Genomic DNA, 20263 nt, shown 5'->3' with positions numbered 1-20263 from the left:
TCCCCCAATCCGAAATGTCCCCGGATCGAGTGTGCGCGATCACGCCTGGGCGTTCGTGCTGGATGCGACCTGTTCGCAGCCGTGGACGACGCCAGCCGGAATGCCGCCGTGGCCGGTCATGATCAAGCGGCTCTGCTAGGCCATCTCCAGCTCGGTTTCCTTGGCAAATCGATGCAGTTCGCGCTGCCCGGTCGCCGTCAGTTGCAGCGCTCTTGAGTCATTGGGCAGGGTCAGCCAGCCGGATTGCATGAACAACTGCAGCAACGCGGCGCCGAGGGTACCGCCCATGTGCGGACGACGCTCGCTCCAGTCCGGGCAGGCACAGGCCACCTGAACATTGCGATGGGCCAGCGCCTGAATGAACACACCCCGCCCTGCCAGTTGTTTTGCACCCTTGAGGGTCACCACCACGCGCTGTTCAAGCTGTTCGATCCAGCCGGCGTCGAGCAGTCGCTGATACAGGTCGGCCGCCAGCGTGCCACCCAGATGATCGTCGCAAAAGCGTGCGCGCAACAGCGAAGACGGTGCCGCCTGGGGCTTCGCCAAAGGGGTGCTGCGTTTGAAAACCTCGGCGACTTCGCGCGGGGCACTGGCGATGGTGGCGCTGGCCAGCGCCTCTATCGCCGCGCCCACCTCCGGTGCCGAGAGACGGAAAAACCGTTTGCGACCACGAACTTCGACCTTCAACAGACCACCAGAGGCCAGCCGTGCCAGATGCGCACTGGCCGACGACGGCGACAGACCTGCCAGTAACGCAAGCTCCTCGGTCTGCCGGGCCGAGCCATCCATCAGCGCCCACATCATCGCGCTGCGCTTGGGGTCGGCCAGCAACGTGGCGATCTGGCTGATGCAAGGTGCATGTTCCATGTATTCACTCCCTGTGGAATCGTATCGTCTACTGCTCGCAGACATCTTGACCAGTAATGGGTCGGCGGCCAAGACGCGAAAATCGCTCTGAGCCGGGGCAAGGCAGGCCATTGACATAACATCTTCCGGCGCAGAAACCAGCTTCGCTGAACAATCCTGAACCAGACAGGAGCAGCACAGTGCGAAGGGGTTCGGGCCGGGTTAAGGTACTTGCATGAGGCGGGCGCTAGTATAAGCGGGATGCAGGCCGCGTCCCGTGCCGCAGCCTGCACGGGTGGTGATTGTTCCTGAGAGAAATTTCTCTATTTAGCTGCGACTAATGATCAACTTTCGAGAAAACGGGAAATTGGCTACTCAAATAAGCGCATCGGCTGGCGAGCATTTCCCTTAACAGGTTCACCGGCTTACTCAATTGTGCGCGATGGGCGCACAACAGATTCAGCGGAGCGCGTTCACACAGCAGCTCCGGCAGCAGCACTTTGAGGCGGCCGGCGAGCACATCGGCGCCCACGTCGAGCCAGGATTTGTAGGCTATTCCCGCTCCAGCCAGCGCCCACAGACGCACAACGTCGGCGTCATCACTGAAACGGTCACCACTGACGGTCAGACTGACCTCGCGTTTGCCGTCGTGAAAACTCCAATGGTCGTGAACCCGACTGCCGAGCATGTACAACAGGCAATTGTGCTGCGCCAGTTGTTCGAGCTGACGCGGTTCGCCGTGTCGCGCCAGGTACGCAGGCGATGCGCACAGCACACGACGGTTGTGCGGGGCGATGGGCAAGGCAACCAGGCTCGAGTCTTCCGGCTCGCCGTAGCGCAAGGCGATGTCCACGGGCTGGCGGAACAGGTCGGCGATGCGATCGCCGAGCAACAGACGCACGGTCAGCTTCGGGTGCTCACGCTGAAACTCGTCGAGCCACGGTAACAACAGGTTACGGCCGAAGTCCGAAGGCGCCGACAACTGCAAAATACCGCTGACCTGATCCTGCCCGCTGGCCAGCAAGCGCCGGCCTTCGTCGAGATGGCTCAGCGCTGCCCGCGCGTATTCGAGAAAGCCTTCGCCTTCGGCTGTCAGGCGCAAGCTGCGAGTCGATCGCGCCAGCAAGCGCGCGCCCAGTTGCTGCTCGATCCGTTTCAACGCCGCACTGGCCACGGCCGCAGACATGTCCATCACCCGCGCAGCCGCCGACAGACTGCCCAGGTCCGCCGCCCGGACAAACAACTGCAAGTCATCGAAACGCAGCATGCGTCAGCCCCGATTATCAAAAAAATATTGAAAGAGACTGCTCTTTTAGCCGGTTTTATCTCGCAGAGAAATAGCCAATCATCTCTCCATCGTATTCATCCCGCTTCTCTGGAGCCGAGCATGTCCCAGCCATTCACCGCCATTGCCACCCTGGTCGCCAAACCCGGTCAACAGGATTGCCTCGAACAGGGCCTGCGTGCACTGGTTGAACCGAGCCGCGCCGAAGACGGTTGCAGCCAGTACGACTTGCATCGCGACCTCGCTGACCCGCAGATTTTCTATGTGATCGAACACTGGACCAGCGAAGAGATTCTCCAGGCGCATAACGCCAGTGCGCACTTCCTGAATTTCCAGGCCACTGCCGGCCATACCATCGAACACTTTCAGCTCAAGCGCCTCGGCGCAATTGCCTGATTCCTTCTTCTATTACCTGTACGGAGCCAATCATGAAAGCCATTGCCTATTACGCATCCCTGCCGATCAGCGACGCCAAATCCCTGCAAGACATCGAACTGCCTGAACCGGTCGCCGGCCCGCGCGACCTGCTCGTGGAAGTCAAAGCCATTTCGGTGAATCCGGTTGATACCAAAGTACGGCAGAACGTGGCGCCGGAAAACGGCGCTGCGAAAGTGCTGGGTTGGGACGTTGCCGGTGTGGTCAAGGCCGTCGGCAACGAAGTGACCTTGTTCAAGGCTGGCGACAAGGTCTTCTACGCCGGCTCCATCGCCCGTGCCGGCGGCAACAGCGAGCTGCACGTGGTCGATGAGCGCATCGTCGGCCACATGCCAAAATCCTTAGGCTTTGCCGAAGCCGCAGCACTGCCGCTGACTGCAATCACCGCTTGGGAATTGTTGTTCGAACGCCTGCAAATCCGCGAAGGCAAAACCGCTGAAGACCAGAGCTTGCTGATCGTTGGTGCGGCCGGTGGTGTGGGTTCGATTCTTACTCAGTTGGCCAAGCAGTTGACCGGTCTGAAAGTGATCGGCACCGCTTCCCGCCAGCAGACCGCCGATTGGGTCAAAGAGCTGGGCGCCGATCTGGTCATCGATCACAGCCAGCCGCTGAGCGAAGAACTCAAGCGCGCCGGGGTCGACAGCGTGACCCACGTCGCCAGCCTGACCCAGACCGATCAGCACCTCGATCAACTGGTCGAAGCGCTGGCGCCGCAAGGCAAACTGGCACTGATCGACGATCCGAAGTTACTGGACGTGAGCAAACTCAAACGCAAAAGCCTGTCGCTGCACTGGGAGTTCATGTACACCCGCTCGCTGTTCGAAACGCCGGACATGATCGAGCAGCACAAACTGCTCAACCGCGTGGCGGAGCTGATTGATGCCGGGACGTTGAAGACCACGGTGGGCGAGCATTTCGGCACGATCAACGCGCAAAACCTGCGTCGTGCCCATGAGCTGCTGGAAAGTGGCAAAGCCAAGGGCAAAATTGTTTTAGAAGGTTTCTAAAAACCTGTACATCGCAGCCTTCGCCGAAGCTAGAGCGGTCGGCGGGGCTGCGCTGTTTTTTGCCGTCAGTCCGATGCTTGACCGTTGTCACAATTGCGATCGTATTCAGGTCTACAATCGAAGCCTCTGCGATACATCTTTTACGCAAGGGAGGTCAGCAATGAAGATCCTGATAAAAGAAGTGGCAAAGTCTCAATGGCAGGTTCGTCTGGACCAGCACGCCGTGACATTCCGCAGTGAAGCCGAAGCACTGGCCTTCACTCGCACCCTCGAAGCGCGACTTTGCGCGCCCCATCAGATTCCCGACCGCAGCCAGCAGCGCGCCGCCGGCTGAGGTTATTTATGCCTCGGCCTGAGCTTGCGCCAGTGCCCGGGCATTCTGTAGACGGCGGGTGAGCAGCGCCACGCACACCACCAGCAAACCGCACAGGCTGATGACTATTGCCATAGGCACGGCGCTGCCGTCGTGCAACACCCCCACCAGCGCCGAAGCACCAGCGGCGACACTGAATTGCATGCAGCCGAGCAGTGCCGAAGCACTGCCGGCGCGTGCGCCCTGACCGTTCATCGCGCAGGCGGCGGCGTTCGGGCTGATGCAGCCCAGGCTCGACACGCAGATGAACAGTGGAATCAGCAGCGGCCACAAGGATTCGGTGTGCATTGCGCTGACCGCGAGCAACGCCAGCCCCGCGCCGAAGTAAACCCACACCGCCCGCGACAGCAGGAACGCCGGGCCGCGCTTGGCCAACATCCGCGCGTTGACCTGCGCCACCAGAATGAACCCCGCCGCGTTGGTGCCGAACAACCAGCCGAAATGCTCGGCCGGGACGCCATACAGTTTGATGAAGATGAACGGTGAGCCGGCGATATAAGCAAACATCCCGGCGATGGCGATGCCGCCGGTCAGGGCATGACCGAGGTAAACCCGATCCTTGAGCAAGCGCCCGTACTGACGCAGTGCGCCGGACAACGGCTGGCGCGGCATGTGCGCCGGCATACTTTCCGGCAACCCCAGCGCCACGGCCAGTCCGGCCAACGCACTGAACCCGGTCAGCACCAGAAATATCGACTGCCAACCTGTGGTGTTAACCAGCAGACCACCGAGCATCGGCGCCAGAATAGGCGCCAGGCCCATCACCAGCATCAATTGCGAAAAGACTTTCGCCGAACCCACCGCGTCGCACTTGTCGCTGACCACCGCCCGGGAAATCACCATCCCCGCACAACCGCCCAATGCCTGGACAAAACGTGCAGCGATCAGCCATTCCAGATTCGGCGCATAGGCGCAAGCCAGGGATGCCAGAGTGAACAGCGTGAGGCCCACGAGCAACGGGATGCGTCGGCCAAAGCGATCCGCCACCGGGCCGTAAGCCAGCTGGCCAATCGACAAACCGGCGAAATAGGCCGCCAGCGTCATCTGCACATGTTTCTCGTCGGTTCCGAACGCCAGCGCCATCGAGGGGAATGCGGGTAAATAGAAGTCGATGGCCAAGGGCCCGAAGGCGGTCAAGGCACCGAGGATCAGAATGGTACGGAAGTTCATCAGGCATCCAGGTTGGCAAGTCGGCAGCCCGACAGTCTAGCCGTGCCCGAACGCCTTGAACATTCCGATAGCTCGCTAACGATCAAATTCAGACGAGCTTCACCTCATATCCTTCCTCGCGAATCGCTTCGATGACCTGATCAGCACTCATGGCGCTTTCGACGCCGACCTCTTTAGCTACCAGATCGACGCGCACGCTGGCTGCCGGATCCCTGGCCTGGACGGCATTGGTGATGGCTTTGACACAGTGACCGCAGGACATGCCTTGAACGTTGAACACTTGCATGGAATGACTCCTTCGAGTGAGATTGCCGGCAGTTTCGAGCTTGCCACGATGGCAAGGTCAAGTTCTTGAATAAACTGCCGGGCTGGCAATCGGCGCCGCGCTCGGCCAAGCTGCGTACATCAATGACTCGATTCAGGAGATTCAGCCATGCGCTGGTCAGCTTTCAGCCTGTTTGGCTTTCTCAGCCTCTTTGCCGCCGTTCCTCAAGTGCAAGCTGCCGGCGAGGACTATGCGGTGCTGATCATTTCCCGCGAGCGTCTGGAAGTGTCGACTTCCTGCGAGATCGGCGTGTACATCCAGGATCAGCTCTCGGCGCGGCTGCTGCAGGAGCAAAGCATTTCCTTCAACCTGCCGCCGGGCACTGTTTCGCTGCGCTTGAAGTTGCTGCCGGGACAGGTTGCTGGCTGCAATCCAGGGATGCTCGCGCCGGGGTCGCAGGAGATCAAACTGCATGCCGGTGATGTGCTGAAGTATCGGTTGGCGATGAATTCAGAAGGCGTCTACTTGAAGCCTGCGGCTCTCGAATACTGAGTCGCTAGCCAAAAGATCGCAGCCTTCGGCAGCGCCTACAGGGGTTGCACTCCAATGTAGGAGCTGCCGAAGGCTGCGATCTTTTGCTTTTGAGATTGGCACTTGACCTTGCCCGCATGGCAAGGTTGATCCTTGTAGGCATCCACTACAGGGAGTACGACCGATGTCCGATTCCATCACGTTCGATCTGCCGATTGCCGGCATGACCTGCGCCAGTTGCGCCGGCCGTGTCGAGCGGGCGTTGAGCAAAGTCAGCGGCGCCAGTGCCGTCAGCGTCAATCTCGCCACCGAGCAGGCCCGCGTGCAGGCGCCGGGTGACAGCCTGCCGGCCTTGATGGCGGCGGTTGAGCGCGCCGGTTACAGCGTGCCGCAGCAGACTATCGAATTGAATATCGAAGGCATGACTTGCGCCTCGTGCGTCGGTCGCGTCGAGCGTGCCCTGAATAAAGTCGCCGGGGTGAAAAGCGTCAGCGTCAATCTCGCCAACGAACGCGCCCACCTCGAACTGCTCGGCCAGGTCGATCCACAAACCTTGCTCGACGCGGTGAGCAAGGCCGGCTACTCGGCCAGCGTCTGGCAAGCCGAACACCCGCAAACCGATAACCAACAGCAACGTCTGAAACATGAACGCTGGGCGCTGATCTGCGCAATTGCCCTCGCCCTGCCGCTGGTGGCGCCGATGTTGCTGCAACCGTTCGGCATTCACTGGATGCTCCCGGCCTGGGCGCAATTCGCACTTGCCACGCCGGTGCAGTTCATTTTTGGTGCACGCTTTTACGTCGCCGCGTGGAAAGCCGTTCGCGCTGGCGCCGGCAACATGGACTTGCTGGTCGCCCTCGGCACCAGTGCCGGTTATGGTTTGAGCTTGTACGAATGGGCCACCGCTGCCGGGCGCATGCCGCATCTGTATTTCGAAGCATCGGCGGTGGTCATTGCCTTGGTACTGCTCGGCAAATACCTGGAGAGCCGCGCCAAACGCCAGACCGCCAGCGCCATCCGCGCCCTCGAAGCATTGCGTCCTGAACGGGCTATTCAAGTGATCGACGGCCGCGAGCAGGATGTCGCCATCAGCGCGTTGCGCCTCAACGATCTGGTGCTGGTCAAGCCCGGCGAGCGTTTCCCGGTCGACGGCGAAGTCATCGAAGGCCAGAGTCACGCCGACGAGGCGCTGATCAGCGGCGAAAGCCTGCCGGTGCCGAAACAACCGGGCGATAAAGTCACCGGCGGTGCGATCAACGGCGAAGGTCGCCTGCTGGTGCGCACTCAGGCACTCGGCGCGGAAACCGTGTTGGCGCGAATTATTCGCCTGGTCGAGGACGCTCAAGCCGCGAAAGCGCCAATCCAGAAACTGGTGGATAAGGTCAGCCAGATCTTTGTGCCGACGGTGTTGCTGATTGCTCTAGCCACATTGATTGGCTGGTGGCTGTATGGCGCGCCGCTGGAAACCGCGCTGATCAATGCCGTCGCCGTTCTGGTCATCGCCTGCCCCTGTGCACTGGGCCTTGCCACGCCGACCGCGATCATGGCCGGCACCGGCGTAGCGGCGCGTCACGGCATTCTGATCAAGGATGCCGAAGCGCTGGAACGTGCCCATGAAGTCAGCAGTGTGGTGTTCGACAAGACCGGCACGCTGACCTCTGGCACGCCGCGTATCGCCCATTTCAGCGCGGTGGATGGCGATGAAGACATCTTGCTGAAACTGGCCGGCGCGCTGCAACGCGGCAGCGAACACCCGCTGGCCAAAGCGGTGCTCGACGCCGCAGCGGAACGAGGACTGCACGTACCGGATGTCAGCGACAGCCAGTCGCTCACCGGTCGCGGCATCGCCGGCAATCTCGACGGCCGGCGCTTGGCACTGGGCAATCGGCGGTTGCTCGAAGAAAGTGCCTTGAGCGCCGGCAACCTGAGCGAATCCGCCCAAGCATGGGAAGCCGAAGGCCGCACCCTGTCATGGTTGATCGAGCAAAGTCCTGAACCGCAAGTGCTCGGCTTGTTCGCCTTCGGTGACACCCTCAAACCCGGCGCACTGGAAGCCGTGCAACAACTCGCCGCCCGGCATATCCACAGCCACCTGCTGACCGGCGACAACCGTGGCAGCGCGCGCGTCGTCGCCGAGGCCCTGGGCATCAGCAATGTCCACGCCGAAGTGCTGCCGGCGGACAAAGCCGCCACCGTCAGCGAGCTGAAGAAAACCGGCGTGGTCGCCATGGTCGGTGACGGCATCAACGATGCCCCGGCCCTCGCCGCTGCCGACATCGGCATCGCCATGGGCGGCGGCACCGACGTCGCCATGCACGCAGCGGGCATCACCCTGATGCGCGGCGACCCACGGCTGGTGCCGGCGGCGCTGGAGATCAGCCGCAAGACTTACGCGAAGATCCGTCAGAACCTGTTCTGGGCCTTCGTCTACAACCTGATCGGCATTCCGCTGGCGGCGTTCGGCTTCCTCAACCCGGTGCTGGCCGGGGCAGCGATGGCGCTGTCGAGCGTCAGCGTGGTGAGCAATGCGCTACTGTTGAAAACCTGGAAACCCAAGGACTTGGAGGAGCACCGATGAACATCGGTCAAGCAGCCAGACACAGTGGCCTGAGCGCGAAAATGATCCGCTATTACGAGTCGATCGGCCTGCTCAAAGCGGCGCATCGCACCGACAGCGGTTATCGGGTCTACGGCGACGATGACCTGCACACGCTGGCATTCATCAAGCGCTCGCGGGACTTGGGCTTTTCCCTGGAGGAAGTCGGCAAACTGCTGACCCTCTGGCAGGATCGCCAACGCGCCAGCGCCGATGTGAAGGCGTTGGCGCGCCAGCACATCGACGAGTTGAATCAGAAGATCCGCGAACTCGGCGAGTTGCGCGACACCCTGCAGGATCTGGTCGAGCACTGCAGCGGCGACCACCGCCCCGATTGCCCGATCCTCAAGGAACTGGCGTCGGGCTGCTGCGTGCAACCCGCCCGCGCTTGAGCGCCAGAGCTTTCATCAGCAGCAAGGTACTGAGCGGGATGCCGTGGAACAGCATGACCACGGCACCCGGCGCCCACCATCCGTAGAACGGCGCGGCGATCAGCATGCCGATGCCGAACCCGGTCATTTGCAGCAAGGTCAGGACGCTGAAAATCGGCAAGCGCAACTGCTCGGGTTCGCGTTGCAGTCGCGACAACAGCCCGACCTCGGAAAAGCCATCACCCAAACCCGCCGGCAAGGAAAACAGCAGCAGACCGTAGAGGCTGTGCTGCTGGAACATCAGGATAAAGCCGCAGGACATCAGTGCCACGCCAAAGAAAAACCGCCGTTCGAGGTTGATGTTGTCTGAGCCTTTGAGACGGCTGGCGATGCGCGCGCCCAGCAGTTTGCCGCTGGCCCATACCGCGAGCATCAGGCCCAGCGTGGTGCTCGCTGACTCCGGCGTGAGCAATTTGGAAATGATCGCAAAGCCGACGTTGTGCGCAGCGCTGCCCAAGGTGTCGGCCATGGTCACCGCGAGCATTGCGGCAATCACCGGTGCTGCACGCAGGCCTTGCTTGAGTGCGGTCCATTCGCCGCGTTCCGGCTCTTCGTTGACTGTCGCAGGTTCGAAACGCAGCGGCACGATCAACAACGCTGCCAACAGATAGGTCAACGCATTCAGGGCGAATACCGTTTCAAAACCAAAACCCGCGACCAGCAGACCTGAAACCAGACTGCCGCCGACCATCGCGGCGGATGAGGCCGAGGTGATCCAGGCGTTGGCCTTGAGCAATTGCTCGGCGGGGATCAGACGCGGCAACTGGCTGTTGAGGCCGATGGCGAACATCGAATTGCCCAGACCCAGACCGAAAGCGATGACCGGCAATAGCATGGCTTGCTGGCTGACGGGCACGATCAACAGTAAACCGAGGACGCTGGCGCGCAGCAGGTCGAACGCGATCAGCGGTGCGCGTCCGCTGCATCGACGGTAAAACGCGGTGCCGATCAGGCTGGCAAAAATTCCCCCGCCGACGCGACTGGCGAGAAAGATTCCGACGCTCATCGCGCTGTTGCTCAGCAGGTAGACGTAGGTGGCCAGCGCGACCATGTTGAGGAACGCGCCGAAATCGGAGATCAATCGTGCGGTGATGATCAGATGGGTGTTGCGCGGGGTGGTCACATTCAGTCCTTGAGTGTGGGTGGAGCGGTGGACAGTAGACTTGAATTTGCAGGGATCCGAAAGAGCCCTCACCCTAGCCCTCTCCCAGGGGGAGAGGGGACTGATTGGGGGATGCTGTGGAGATACGCCGACCTGAAATTTCTGTACCGAATCCAGACAGGTCCAAATACTGAACTCGTCCAATCCATAATCGGCCCGGTGTTTCAGGTCGACGTATGACGCATGACACCTCGGTCGGCCCCCTCTCCCTCCGGACGAGGGCTGGGGTGAGGGTGCATTTCGAAACCAAACAAAAAAACCCGGCCGAAGCCGGGTTTCTCATCAAGCGATCACTGCATCCACGGTGGTGGCGGTGGTTCGTCGGACTTGCCTTTCGGCTCGTCGTCCGCCGCACGGATGGCCTGCTTGCGTTCCTCGTCGAGGCGCGCCGCTTCGATCTCGCGCAACACCCCGCCCACATCGGCCAGATCTTCCGGATCATCGAACTCACCGGTCAGCACACTGTTCGGGTGCAAGGTGCCGGCTTCGTACAACGCCCACATTTCTTTCGCGTACTTGGTCAGTTTCAATTCCGGCGCAAAGCGACCGAAGTACGAAGCCATGTTGCCAACGTCCCGCTCCAGCATGCTGAACGCGTGGTTATTACCGGCAGCGTCGACAGCCTGCGGCAGGTCGATGATGACCGGACCGGTCGGCGTCAGCAGCACGTTGAACTCCGAAAGGTCACCGTGCACCAGACCGGTACACAACATCAGCACGATCTGCGAAATCAGGAACGCGTGATACTCGCGCGCCTGATCCGGCTCCAGCACCACATCATTGAGACGCGGCGCGGCATCGCCGAATTCGTCGGCCACCAGTTCCATCAACAGCACGCCGTCGAGGAAATCATACGGCTTGGGCACCCGCACGCCGGCACCGGCCAGACGGAACAGCGCCGCCACTTCGGCGTTCTGCCAGGCGTCTTCGGTCTCTTTGCGACCGAACTTGGAGCCTTTCGCCATTGCGCGAGCCTGTCGGCTGTTGCGCACCTTGCGGCCTTCCTGATACTCGGCCGCCTGGCGGAAACTGCGTTTGTTCGCCTCCTTGTAGACCTTTGCGCAACGTAACTGATTGCCGCAGCGCACCACATAAACAGCTGCTTCTTTACCACTCATCAGTGGGCGCAGCACTTCGTCGACCAGACCGTCCTCGATCAGGGGTTCAATGCGTTTTGGAGTCTTCATCAGCTTTTATTGTGGGTCCTTTATTACCAAACACGCGAATGTCACTCGTTATACGGCAATCCTCGCATTACGGGGAGGGGTTGCCGACCTGTGAACCTGTGAATGCACACACTGTGCCGAAAAAAATCGACCGCTGCGAATCATAGCCGAGCCTTGGTTATTTGTTGGTATCGGCCGTCGAGGGCATTTGCGACAGAATCTGACATCTGCGGTTTTTGCCCTTTACCCTCACCCCAGCCCTCTCCCGGAGGGAGAGGGCGCCGACCGAGCTGTCTGGCGTTATACATCGACCTGAAATACCGCGTCGATTATGGATTCGGTAAAGCTCGATCAGGTCGGCGTATCCCTCAAACATCCCCCAATCTGTCCCCTCTCCCTTTGGGCGGTCCGACGTTTCGGGAGGGTTAGGGTGAGGGGCTCTTCTAGCGTTCGATAATGGCAGTGACGCCCTGCCCGCCCGCGGCGCAAATCGAAATCAGGCCCCGGCCCTTGCCCGCGGCATCCAGCAATTTCGCCAAATTGGCGACGATACGCCCGCCCGTCGCGGCGAACGGATGCCCCGCCGCCAGCGAACTGCCCTTCACATTCAGCCGGCTGCGATCGATCGAGCCCAACGGTGCATCAAGGCCCAGGCGGGTTTTGCAGTATTGCGGATCCTCCCAAGCCTTCAGCGTACACAACACCTGCGCAGCAAAAGCTTCATGAATTTCGTAGTAATCGAAATCCTGCAAGGTCAGCCCGTTGCGCGCCAACAATCGCGGCACCGCATACGCCGGCGCCATCAGCAGCCCTTCCGCACCGTTGACGAAATCCACCGCCGCCGCTTCGCCGTCACGCAGATACGCGAGGATCGGCAAGCCACGTTCCTTTGCCCATTCTTCGCTGCCGAGCAGCACCACCGACGCGCCGTCAGTCAGCGGTGTGGAGTTGCCCGCGGTCAACGTGCCTTTAGCGCTTTTTTCGAAGGCAGGCTTCAACGTTGCGAGTTTATCCAGAGTCAGGTCCGGGCGCAGGTTGTTGTCGCGGGTCAGGCCAAGGAACGGCGTCATCAGGTCGTTGTGCCAGCCTTCGCTGTAGGACGCGGCGAGTTTGTGATGGCTTTCAAGGGCCAGTTGATCCTGATCTTCACGCGGGATCTGCCAGGTCTGCGCCATCAGCTCGCAGTGCTGCCCCATCGACAGACCGGTGCGTGGTTCGCCGTTGCGCGGAAATTCCGGGATCAGGTGTTGGGGCCGCAGTTGCAGAAAGGTTTTCAGTTTGTCGCCGGTGGTCTTGGCGCGATTGGCTTGCAGGAGGATTTTGCGCAGACCTTCGCTGACGCTGATCGGCGCGTCCGATGTGGTGTCGACACCGCCAGCGATGCCGCAGTCGATCTGGCCAAGGGCGATCTTGTTCGCCACCAGGATCGCGGCTTCCAGGCCGGTGCCACAGGCTTGCTGGATGTCGTAGGCCGGCGTGGCCGGTGACAAACGCGAGCCGAGCACGCATTCACGGGTCAGGTTCATATCTCGTGACAATTTCAGCACCGCGCCCGCCACCACCTCGCCGATGCGCTGGCCGTGCAGGTTGTAGCGTTCGATCAGGCCTTCAAGGGCGGCGGTGAGCATCGCCTGATTGCTGGCCGTGGCGTAGGGCCCGTTGGAACGGGCGAAAGGGATACGGTTACCGCCGATGATCGCGACGCGGCGCAGCTGACTCATGAATAACTCCTTTTCCGAAGGTTTGAATTCACGCCAATCCCTTGTAGGAGTGAGCCTGCTCGCGATAGCTGTGGGTCAGATAAACATTTCTTGACTGATACACCGCTATCGCGAGCAGGCTCACTCCTACAGGGGTATTGGCTGTGTTTCTGAATGTGCGTTCGCCAACAAAACCGCCGGGGGCAAACTACTCTGCTGTTCAAGCGTAGGCCCTATTGCGTTAATCGAACGATTGATTGCCATCGGCAGTCCACACTTTGAACCCCAACTTCTGGAGAGCGTTCCATGTCTGACCGCTATATCGACTTCGCCAACTCGTCCATCGGCCATCGTCTGGTCGGCGCGCTGGGCCTGCCGTCGCCGGTGCGACTGGAGCGCTGGCAGGCCGGGCGTCTGCGGCCGGTGGAAGGTGCGCTGCTGATCGGCGGCGGGCCATTGGCCGAACGCGTCAGTGCGTTCGCCAACCGTTTGACCGAGAGTATCTACCGCTACGGCGAGCAACCAGCGACCGCGACTGAATGGATTCCCGGCCACGGCCCGAAACTCAAAGCCGTGGTGTTCGACGCCAGCGACTTGCAGCAAACCGATCAGCTCAAACAACTGCGCGAATTCTTCCAGCCGCTGATGAAGAACCTTGAGCACAGCGCGCATCTGGTGATTCTGGGGCGTGCGCCGGAAACCCTCCGTGATCCATTTGCCGCCAGCGCACAACGCGCGCTGGAAGGGTTCTCCCGTTCGCTGGCCAAGGAGCTGCGCAGCGGCGGCACGCTGCAATTGATCTATGTCGGCGAAGGCGCGGAAGATCAACTGGAAGGCCCGCTGCGATTTTTCCTCTCGCCGAAAAGTGCGTTTGTGTCCGGACAGGTGATTCGCCTGACCGCTTGTGCGACGCCAGTGACTGACTGGACGCGCCCGCTGGCCGGGCGCAAGGCGTTGGTTACCGGGGCTGCGCGCGGCATCGGTGCGTCCATCGCTGAAACCCTGGCGCGCGATGGCGCCGACGTGATCCTGCTCGATGTCCCGCCAGCCAAGACCGATCTGGAAGCACTTGCCGCGCGCCTCGGTGGCCGAGCGATCACCCTGGATATCTGCGCCGCCGACGCCGCTACGCAGTTGATCGAACAACTGCCTGATGGCCTCGATATTCTGGTGCACAACGCCGGCATCACCCGCGACAAGACCCTGGCCAACATGACCCCGGAATTCTGGGACGCGGTGCTGGCGGTCAACCTCAATGCCCCGCAAGTGCTGACCAAGGCGCTGCTCGACAGCGGCACGCTGCGCGACAACGCGCGGGTGATTCTGCTGGCCTCGATCAGCGGCATTGCCGGTAACCGTGGACAAACCAACTACGCCGCGAGCAAGGCCGGGCTGATCGGTCTGGCGCAGGCATGGGCGCCCACGCTGCTGGAACGTGGCATCAGCATCAACGCCGTCGCTCCCGGTTTTATCGAAACGCAGATGACCGCACACATTCCGTTCGGCCTGCGCGAGGCCGGCCGGCGCATGAGTTCACTGGGCCAGGGCGGCTTGCCGCAAGACGTCGCCGAAGCCGTCGCGTGGCTGGCGCAACCGGGCAGCGGCGCGTTTACCGGGCAGGCGCTGCGGGTCTGTGGACAAAGTGTTCTGGGGGCTTAGGCATGAGCATCGAATGGCACACGCTGGATCGCGAACCGAGTCTGCCCGGGCTGTATGCACGGGCGGCGACACGCCGCAAAATCACCGGCACGCAATTGCCCGACAGCGGTTTGCGCTGTTGGGTCGATGTCGATGGCAAACGCCTGGCGGCCTATCGCAAGGTCTGTGGATTCGTCGATGACGGCCTGCTGCCACCGACGTATCCGCATATCCTCGCCTTTGCCTTGCAGATGCAATTACTCACGGCCAAGGACTTTCCGTTTCCGCTGCTGGGGTTGATTCATCTGAGCAATCGCATCCGCGTGCTGCGGCCGATGGGCGGTATCAGTCACGCGCAAGTCAGCGTACGCGTGACCAACCTGCAAGCACATCCCAAGGGTGCGACGTTCGATCTGCTGACCACACTGGATGATCAGCTCGGGCCGTTGTGGGAGGCCGAAAGCCAGATGCTCTGTCGCGGCGTGAAACTCGATGGCGAAGCGCTCGAACAGCACTGGGAACCCTCGCAAGCGCTGACGCAAGTGGCGCACTGGAAAGCCCCGGCAGACATTGGCCGGCAGTACGCCAAGGTGTCGGGGGACTACAACCCGATTCACCTGAGCGCGGCCAGCGCCAAACTGTTCGGTTTCCCCACCGCCATCGCCCACGGCTTGTGGAACAAGGCTCGGACCCTCGCGGCGCTGAACGATCATTTGCCCAAAGCCAACCTTGAGATCGCCGTGCACTTTCGCAAACCGGTGCGCCTGCCCAGTGAGGTGACCTTGCTGGCGAGTGCGGCGGGGTCCAGTGGTGAGTTGCGGCTGATCGGTGCACAAGACCTGGAACACATGGTCGGGCAGTGGCAGCCGATTGCCTGAGCACGCGAGACACTGTTAATTGTGTGTATATAACTTAAGTTTCTGCCAACCTTTTTCCTTTCGCCAAAAAAGCCCGGGCCTTGATTTTCAAGGCCTTTTTTTGTGCAGCTATATCGTGGGTATTAGTCACTAGGCGCTGCATGTCACCTTATATATAAAGGCGTTAATACCAACTTGAGAATGGTGCGAAACCTGCCCCTGGACTGAGATTGACACAACGGACGAGGCATCACCGGCGACAGATCGGCGAGCCATCGAAGGCAACGAACGTTGTGACAGGTGCAAGGAATACAAACATGAAAACTCAAGACGTGTGGTGCAAATCAGCAATCGCTCTGGCATTGATCCTTTCCCTCGGCCTCACTGGTTGCAGCAGCGGCGGTGGCGGGCATAAAAGCAGCTCCGGCAGCTCTTCCCCCGCCAGCAGCACCGATGGCACTGGTGGAACCGGAAGCACTGGCAGTACTGGCGGCACTGGAGGTACTGGCGGCACCGGTGATACCGCCGGTACAGGCGGAACGGGTGGCACTGGCGGCACTGGCGGGACCAATCCGACCAACCCGACTAACCCGACCGATCCAACCAACCCCACCAATCCGACAGACCCGACGGATCCGACCAACCCGACCAATCCAACCCCATCCCTGGTGACCACCACCCTTGTGCAGGATGTCGGCAAGACCGTCAGCGGCGTCGGCGATGGCGTCGGCCAGGTAGGCGACTCCCTGAGCGGCGTTCCGGTGGTAGGTGGCGTGGTGCAGAGCGCCGCCAACACCGCGGGCAATGTCGTCTCCACCCTGGGCGATGGCGTGACCAACGGCATCGGCAAACTGGCGACCGATTCCAAAGGCCTGACCACCACCGTCTCTTCGGTCGGCGGCGTAGTGCAGGATGTCGGCAACGGCGTGTCCGATCTCAGCGGCAAACTGGCGACCGCGACCAACAGCGTTCCCGTAGTCGGCGGCGTGGTCACCAAAGTGGCGCCGATACTCGATGGCGTCGGCGAGAAAGTCACCATGCTCGGCGACACCCTGACCACCACCCTCAGCACCGGCCCGACCAGCAATCTGACCAACACTGTCGGTGGAAAACTGGTGCCGGTAATTGCGATGGTCGAAAGCACCACGGACAAAATCGGCGACGCCACTGGCTTGGGCGATCCGCTCAAAGGCGTGATTTCGCAAGTCGGCGGTGCGGTGAACGGCTTGGGTGGCAAGGTCACCGACGCCGGCAACGGCAATGCCTTGACCAACACCCTCGGCGGTGCGCTGAGCAACACCGGCACGGCGGTCGGCAAGGCGGGCGGTCTGGTGGCCAACGGCACCGGCTCAGGGACTGGCGGGGTCGGCGGCGGGCTCGGTGGCACTGGTTTGTTGCAAACCGTCGGCGGCGCTGTGGTCAATGTCGGTTCAGGTCTGGGCGCAGGCAACGGCACGCTGGCAGCGCCGGGCAATGTCGTCGCAGCGGTCGGTAACACGGTGGCCTCGCTTAACACCGTGCTCGGTGGTTCCGGTGCACCGATCACGGCGCCGACAGCGACCCTCGCCACCGTTGGCGGCACCTTGGGCGGCGCACTGAATCCAGTCACCACGGCGGTCACCAGCCTGACGCAAAATGTCGGCGCCACCACCGGTATCGGCGCGCCAGTCGCGGGTCTCACCGGTCAGGTTGGCGGTGCAGTCAGCAGCATCGGCAACACGATTGCCGCGACCAACAACCCGGTCACCACCGCCGTCGGTGGTCTGGTCAACAACGTTGGCACGACCGTCGGTGCCGTTGGCGGACTGGTGAACGGTAGTGCCAGCGGCGGCACTACCAGTGGCGGTCTGGGTGGCGTAATCGGCGGCCTGACCGGCGCTCTGGGAGGCAACAAACGCTAATTTGCACCTGGCCGATTCGACGGCCGCACCTACAGCGCCTACGCTTGGTTGAAGGCGGGAGATTCCGACGAATCTTCCGCCTTTTTTCTTAGGAGCAACCAGCCCTGCGCTGTGATCTGACCATGGAGTGTCCTATGCGCGTTATGGCATCCCTGTTGTGCCTCAGTCTCAGTTCCGCCGCCCTCGCCGACACCCTGCCCAGTTTTCTCAACAGCAACGAAACCACCCGCAACCTGCCGGTGCCGAATCTGCCGGCCGATGCCTATCGTCCTGCGGCAACGCCGCTGCAAGTGCCTGACCCCGGCGCGACCGCCGCACAGCCACTGTTGATGGAAACCAGGATCAACCTGAAGACCGTGCAGATCGAGGGCGGGACGATTTATCCACTCAACGAACTGGCTGAGGTCTACAAGCCGCTGATCGGTCGTCAGACCAGCCTCGCGGACCTGATCGAAGCTACCCGCAACATCACTCGCCGCTATCAACAGGATGGCTACCTGTTGTCCTACGCCTTCCTGCCGCAACAGAGTTTCGATGACGGCGTGGCGCGGGTGGTGCTCGTTGAAGGCTATGTGCGCGACGTGCAGATGCAGGGTGATGTCGGCCGGGTCAAAGGCCTGCTCGATAAACTGGCGGCGAAAATCCAGGCCGAACGACCGCTGACCCGCAAGACGTTCGAGCGTTACACCACGCTGATGACGCGCATCCCCGGCGTGACCATTCAGGCGCAAGTGCCGCCGCCCGGCACCACCGATGGCGCGACGACACTGATTGCCGAGGCCAGCCGTAAGCCGTTCACCAGCACACTGAGCACCACCGAGGACAACCGCAACGGCCCGCAAGCGTTGCTCGGCGTCAGCAGCAACTCGCAAACTGCCATGGGCGAGCAACTGACCCTCAGCGGTCTGTTCCCGCCGGGGGATGACCATGAGCGTTACTACCGGCTCGACTACAACCAGTTCCTTGATGCCGAAGGCACGCAACTGAATCTGTCGGCTTCACGTTATCGCGCCGCCCCCGGCACCGAAGTGCTGGTCAACGGCGGCGGCCGCCTCGACACCCACCGTGAAAACGATCGTTACTCCATCGGGTTCAGCGTGCCGTTGATTGCCTCGTCCACCGAACAACTGACGGCAGCCTCGCGCCTGTATGCGGTCAATGACAAGACGCGCTACGACGGTATCAACTTTCCATTCAGCAAGGAGTTTCGCACCGACATCCGTGCCCTGGCGTTCGAAGGTGACTGGCGCAAGGCCGATGCGCGACAGTTGCGCATCCTCAGCGGTGGCGTCTATCAAGGCTTCGACAGCCTCGGCGCACACACCAATTACGATGACATCGCTTTGGATTTCTTCCGCGTGCGGCTGTCCGGGGTGCAAAGCGACAAGTTCTTCGACAACTGGCAGGGCGTGCTGTCGGCGGCGCTGTACTGGAGCGACGACACCTTGCCCGACAGCGAACGCGCGGTATTCGGCGGGCAGAATTTCGGCCGCGGTTATCCCGACGATCAGGCGTCCGGTGACAAAGGCTGGGGCGTGGCGTACGAGGTCAACTACAGCTTCAATCGCGGCGGCAATTGGCTGCGCATCCTGCAACCGTACGTGGTGCTCGACCGCTCGCGCAGCTGGTTCAATCAGTTGCCGGTGCAGGCCAACAACCTGTCATCAGCGGCGGTCGGCCTGCGCTTTGGTGATGCGAAGTACTACAACATTGCGCTGGAGGCGGCGAAGGCGATGTCGGATGAAGCGCTGGATACTTTCAATCGCAAGCCGCGGTACAGCATCAGCTTCAGTTATCAACTGTAGAGGGGGCGGCGCTTGTCTGAGTGCATTCGCGAGCAGGCTCACGCCTGCATTTCGCGTGTGTTCCGCTGAAGGAGTGAGCCTGCTCGCGATGAACGATGACGCGGTAACCTGTGAGGCAACTCAGCCCCCCGAACCACTGGCGACCTCGCCCCCCTGCTGCTGATCAAAAAACTCCGGGATCTCATGCTGGTAGCTTTTCAGCCAGCGCTGCATAGCCAGTTCGCGTTCTGTCGGCGTAGCCGTCTGCACCTTCGGTGAGGCGGCTTTGTTGCGGCTTTGCAGCAGCAGCCAGCCTTCGGTTTCCTGTTGCTGGGCCGATGACGGGCCAGCGTCGATGGCGTAGCTGGTCAGTGGCAGTGCCAGCAAGCCAAGGCAAAGCATCACGGTTTTCATCGCAGGTCTCCTTACTTGAGCATCGCCGTGACGGCGGCAGGCGATGGGCTGGGCACTTTGAGTTTTTCCGCGCGGCTCTGGGCCTCGCTGAATTGCGCCGGGCTCAGACCGAGGCGACTGACCAGTTCGGCGGCGCGGGTCCAGTCATCCTGATAGAGCAGCAGTGTCACCAGATTCAACGCCGCCAATGAGTCGCTCTGCTTAAGCTCCATAGCGGTGAGGAATTCGAAACGCGCGTCTTCGATACGCAATTGATTGAGGTAAACCACCCCCAGATCATTGCGGATTTTTTCGTCGGTCGGCGCCAACCGTGCGGCACGTTGCAAGTGCGCCTGAGCCTGACCGTAGTCAGACCTGGCTGCCGCGAGTTGGCCCAGACCATGCTCGGCCTCGGCAGCCAGACACGTGCCGAGCAGGCTGCGATACAACGGCTCGGCTTCGCTGCGCCCGAGCAAACGGTAAACCTTGGCCTTGCGCAGGCGCACATCGGCGAGGTTGTCCGGCAGTTTCTGCAGGTTGGCCAGGCTGGCGTGCAGTTTGCCGTCGTTGGCCATGTCGTCGGCCAGATTCAGTGACAGCTGTTGTTCGGAACTCAATTTGCCGCAACTGGCGTTGTTGGTCAGCGCCTCCCACGGGTTTTGCCCGGTATTGGCGCAGCCCCCGAGCATCAGCACACAGACACCTGCAATCATTGCTTTCATC

The 20263-nt window shown here is 61.4% G+C and carries 19 protein-coding genes; 10 read left to right on the top strand and 9 right to left on the bottom strand.

Annotated elements, in window-relative coordinates:
• Nucleotides 1–135: 135 nt before the first annotated feature.
• On the bottom strand, nucleotides 136–867 hold the full coding sequence (locus GTU76_RS05600) for an ArsR/SmtB family transcription factor (protein WP_016987369.1): 732 nt from the start codon (nucleotides 865–867) through the stop codon (nucleotides 136–138).
• A gap of 316 nt (nucleotides 868–1183) precedes the next feature.
• Nucleotides 1184–2113, bottom strand: a complete 930-nt coding sequence (locus tag GTU76_RS05595; protein ID WP_016987370.1) for a LysR family transcriptional regulator — start codon at nucleotides 2111–2113, stop codon at nucleotides 1184–1186.
• 120 nt (nucleotides 2114–2233) lie between these two features.
• Between GTU76_RS05595 and GTU76_RS05590 the strand changes: the two genes are divergently transcribed.
• From GTU76_RS05590 to GTU76_RS05580, 3 genes are all read left to right on the top strand, one after another.
• On the top strand, nucleotides 2234–2527 hold the full coding sequence (locus GTU76_RS05590; RefSeq protein ID WP_180698218.1) for a putative quinol monooxygenase: 294 nt from the start codon (nucleotides 2234–2236) through the stop codon (nucleotides 2525–2527).
• A gap of 32 nt (nucleotides 2528–2559) precedes the next feature.
• Nucleotides 2560–3573: a zinc-binding alcohol dehydrogenase family protein gene (locus GTU76_RS05585; protein WP_180698217.1), complete on the top strand. Its 1014-nt coding sequence runs from the start codon at nucleotides 2560–2562 to the stop codon at nucleotides 3571–3573.
• A gap of 160 nt (nucleotides 3574–3733) precedes the next feature.
• Nucleotides 3734–3907, top strand: a complete 174-nt coding sequence (locus GTU76_RS05580; protein ID WP_007914687.1) for a hypothetical protein — start codon at nucleotides 3734–3736, stop codon at nucleotides 3905–3907.
• A gap of 6 nt (nucleotides 3908–3913) precedes the next feature.
• Here GTU76_RS05580 and GTU76_RS05575 read toward each other — a convergent pair whose 3' ends face one another.
• Both GTU76_RS05575 and GTU76_RS05570 read right to left on the bottom strand, forming a co-directional pair.
• Nucleotides 3914–5116: a multidrug effflux MFS transporter gene (locus GTU76_RS05575; RefSeq protein WP_180698216.1), complete on the bottom strand. Its 1203-nt coding sequence runs from the start codon at nucleotides 5114–5116 to the stop codon at nucleotides 3914–3916.
• An 88-nt stretch (nucleotides 5117–5204) separates the two neighbouring features.
• On the bottom strand, nucleotides 5205–5402 hold the full coding sequence (locus tag GTU76_RS05570) for a cation transporter (RefSeq protein ID WP_016987374.1): 198 nt from the start codon (nucleotides 5400–5402) through the stop codon (nucleotides 5205–5207).
• 147 nt (nucleotides 5403–5549) lie between these two features.
• On the opposite strand from GTU76_RS05570, the gene GTU76_RS05565 reads away from it, so the two are divergent.
• The 3 genes from GTU76_RS05565 (at nucleotide 5550) to cueR (ending at nucleotide 8900) form a co-directional block, all read left to right on the top strand.
• The gene (locus tag GTU76_RS05565) at nucleotides 5550–5933 is read left to right on the top strand and encodes a hypothetical protein (protein WP_016987375.1); all 384 of its coding nucleotides are present in this window, start codon (nucleotides 5550–5552) and stop codon (nucleotides 5931–5933) included.
• Nucleotides 5934–6096: 163 nt separating this feature from the next.
• Nucleotides 6097–8490 carry a copper resistance metal-translocating P1-type ATPase CueA gene (gene cueA / locus GTU76_RS05560; protein WP_180698215.1) on the top strand — a complete coding sequence of 798 codons (2394 nt, stop codon included), beginning with the start codon at nucleotides 6097–6099 and terminating at the stop codon, nucleotides 8488–8490.
• Complete coding sequence (gene cueR / locus GTU76_RS05555) at nucleotides 8487–8900, top strand: Cu(I)-responsive transcriptional regulator (protein WP_175553070.1); 414 nt, start codon at nucleotides 8487–8489, stop codon at nucleotides 8898–8900. The genes cueA and cueR overlap by 4 nt, the downstream gene beginning before the upstream one ends.
• On the opposite strand, the gene GTU76_RS05550 is transcribed toward cueR, so the two are convergent.
• The 3 genes from GTU76_RS05550 to GTU76_RS05540 form a co-directional block, all read right to left on the bottom strand.
• Nucleotides 8854–10062, bottom strand: a complete 1209-nt coding sequence (locus GTU76_RS05550) for an MFS transporter (RefSeq protein ID WP_180698214.1) — start codon at nucleotides 10060–10062, stop codon at nucleotides 8854–8856. The genes cueR and GTU76_RS05550 overlap by 47 nt on opposite strands.
• A 329-nt stretch (nucleotides 10063–10391) precedes the next feature.
• Nucleotides 10392–11288, bottom strand: a complete 897-nt coding sequence (locus GTU76_RS05545; protein WP_007914672.1) for a PA4780 family RIO1-like protein kinase — start codon at nucleotides 11286–11288, stop codon at nucleotides 10392–10394.
• A 422-nt stretch (nucleotides 11289–11710) separates the two neighbouring features.
• Complete coding sequence (locus tag GTU76_RS05540) at nucleotides 11711–12988, bottom strand: acetyl-CoA C-acetyltransferase (RefSeq protein WP_175553068.1); 1278 nt, start codon at nucleotides 12986–12988, stop codon at nucleotides 11711–11713.
• A gap of 285 nt (nucleotides 12989–13273) precedes the next feature.
• Here GTU76_RS05540 and GTU76_RS05535 point away from each other — a divergent pair, with 285 nt between their 5' ends.
• The 4 genes from GTU76_RS05535 to GTU76_RS05520 all read left to right on the top strand — a co-directional run bounded on the left by GTU76_RS05535 (nucleotide 13274) and on the right by GTU76_RS05520 (nucleotide 19168).
• A complete protein-coding gene (locus GTU76_RS05535) occupies nucleotides 13274–14626 on the top strand; it encodes a 3-oxoacyl-ACP reductase (protein ID WP_016987382.1) in 1353 nt (450 codons plus the stop codon).
• Between the two features lie 2 nt (nucleotides 14627–14628).
• Nucleotides 14629–15483 carry a MaoC family dehydratase gene (locus GTU76_RS05530; RefSeq protein WP_180698213.1) on the top strand — a complete coding sequence of 285 codons (855 nt, stop codon included), beginning with the start codon at nucleotides 14629–14631 and terminating at the stop codon, nucleotides 15481–15483.
• A 296-nt stretch (nucleotides 15484–15779) separates the two neighbouring features.
• Nucleotides 15780–17363: a collagen-like triple helix repeat-containing protein gene (locus GTU76_RS05525; RefSeq protein ID WP_180698212.1), complete on the top strand. Its 1584-nt coding sequence runs from the start codon at nucleotides 15780–15782 to the stop codon at nucleotides 17361–17363.
• A gap of 134 nt (nucleotides 17364–17497) precedes the next feature.
• Nucleotides 17498–19168: a ShlB/FhaC/HecB family hemolysin secretion/activation protein gene (locus tag GTU76_RS05520; RefSeq protein WP_180698211.1), complete on the top strand. Its 1671-nt coding sequence runs from the start codon at nucleotides 17498–17500 to the stop codon at nucleotides 19166–19168.
• A gap of 120 nt (nucleotides 19169–19288) precedes the next feature.
• Here the strand turns inward: GTU76_RS05520 and GTU76_RS05515 are convergent, their stop codons facing one another.
• Complete coding sequence (locus GTU76_RS05515; protein ID WP_180698210.1) at nucleotides 19289–19561, bottom strand: DUF3613 domain-containing protein; 273 nt, start codon at nucleotides 19559–19561, stop codon at nucleotides 19289–19291.
• An 11-nt stretch (nucleotides 19562–19572) separates the two neighbouring features.
• Complete coding sequence (locus GTU76_RS05510; protein ID WP_175553063.1) at nucleotides 19573–20262, bottom strand: tetratricopeptide repeat protein; 690 nt, start codon at nucleotides 20260–20262, stop codon at nucleotides 19573–19575.
• Nucleotide 20263: the final 1 nt, after the last annotated feature.

The organism is Pseudomonas crudilactis (assembly GCF_013433315.1).
In the GTDB taxonomy this organism is placed as follows: domain Bacteria; phylum Pseudomonadota; class Gammaproteobacteria; order Pseudomonadales; family Pseudomonadaceae; genus Aquipseudomonas; species Aquipseudomonas crudilactis.
Note: the sequence above shows the minus strand (reverse complement) of the source record. Positions and strands in the feature narration are given on the sequence as shown.

Coding starts and splice junctions, on each gene's coding strand:
- GTU76_RS05600 (WP_016987369.1), bottom strand. CDS start 867: ATGGAACATGCACCTTGCATCAGCCAGATCGCCACGTTGCTGGCCGAC.
- GTU76_RS05595 (WP_016987370.1), bottom strand. CDS start 2,113: ATGCTGCGTTTCGATGACTTGCAGTTGTTTGTCCGGGCGGCGGACCTG.
- GTU76_RS05590 (WP_180698218.1), top strand. CDS start 2,234: ATGTCCCAGCCATTCACCGCCATTGCCACCCTGGTCGCCAAACCCGGT.
- GTU76_RS05585 (WP_180698217.1), top strand. CDS start 2,560: ATGAAAGCCATTGCCTATTACGCATCCCTGCCGATCAGCGACGCCAAA.
- GTU76_RS05580 (WP_007914687.1), top strand. CDS start 3,734: ATGAAGATCCTGATAAAAGAAGTGGCAAAGTCTCAATGGCAGGTTCGT.
- GTU76_RS05575 (WP_180698216.1), bottom strand. CDS start 5,116: ATGAACTTCCGTACCATTCTGATCCTCGGTGCCTTGACCGCCTTCGGG.
- GTU76_RS05570 (WP_016987374.1), bottom strand. CDS start 5,402: ATGCAAGTGTTCAACGTTCAAGGCATGTCCTGCGGTCACTGTGTCAAA.
- GTU76_RS05565 (WP_016987375.1), top strand. CDS start 5,550: ATGCGCTGGTCAGCTTTCAGCCTGTTTGGCTTTCTCAGCCTCTTTGCC.
- cueA (WP_180698215.1), top strand. CDS start 6,097: ATGTCCGATTCCATCACGTTCGATCTGCCGATTGCCGGCATGACCTGC.
- cueR (WP_175553070.1), top strand. CDS start 8,487: ATGAACATCGGTCAAGCAGCCAGACACAGTGGCCTGAGCGCGAAAATG.
- GTU76_RS05545 (WP_007914672.1), bottom strand. CDS start 11,288: ATGAAGACTCCAAAACGCATTGAACCCCTGATCGAGGACGGTCTGGTC.
- GTU76_RS05540 (WP_175553068.1), bottom strand. CDS start 12,988: ATGAGTCAGCTGCGCCGCGTCGCGATCATCGGCGGTAACCGTATCCCT.
- GTU76_RS05535 (WP_016987382.1), top strand. CDS start 13,274: ATGTCTGACCGCTATATCGACTTCGCCAACTCGTCCATCGGCCATCGT.
- GTU76_RS05530 (WP_180698213.1), top strand. CDS start 14,629: ATGAGCATCGAATGGCACACGCTGGATCGCGAACCGAGTCTGCCCGGG.
- GTU76_RS05525 (WP_180698212.1), top strand. CDS start 15,780: ATGAAAACTCAAGACGTGTGGTGCAAATCAGCAATCGCTCTGGCATTG.
- GTU76_RS05520 (WP_180698211.1), top strand. CDS start 17,498: ATGCGCGTTATGGCATCCCTGTTGTGCCTCAGTCTCAGTTCCGCCGCC.
- GTU76_RS05515 (WP_180698210.1), bottom strand. CDS start 19,561: ATGAAAACCGTGATGCTTTGCCTTGGCTTGCTGGCACTGCCACTGACC.
- GTU76_RS05510 (WP_175553063.1), bottom strand. CDS start 20,262: ATGAAAGCAATGATTGCAGGTGTCTGTGTGCTGATGCTCGGGGGCTGC.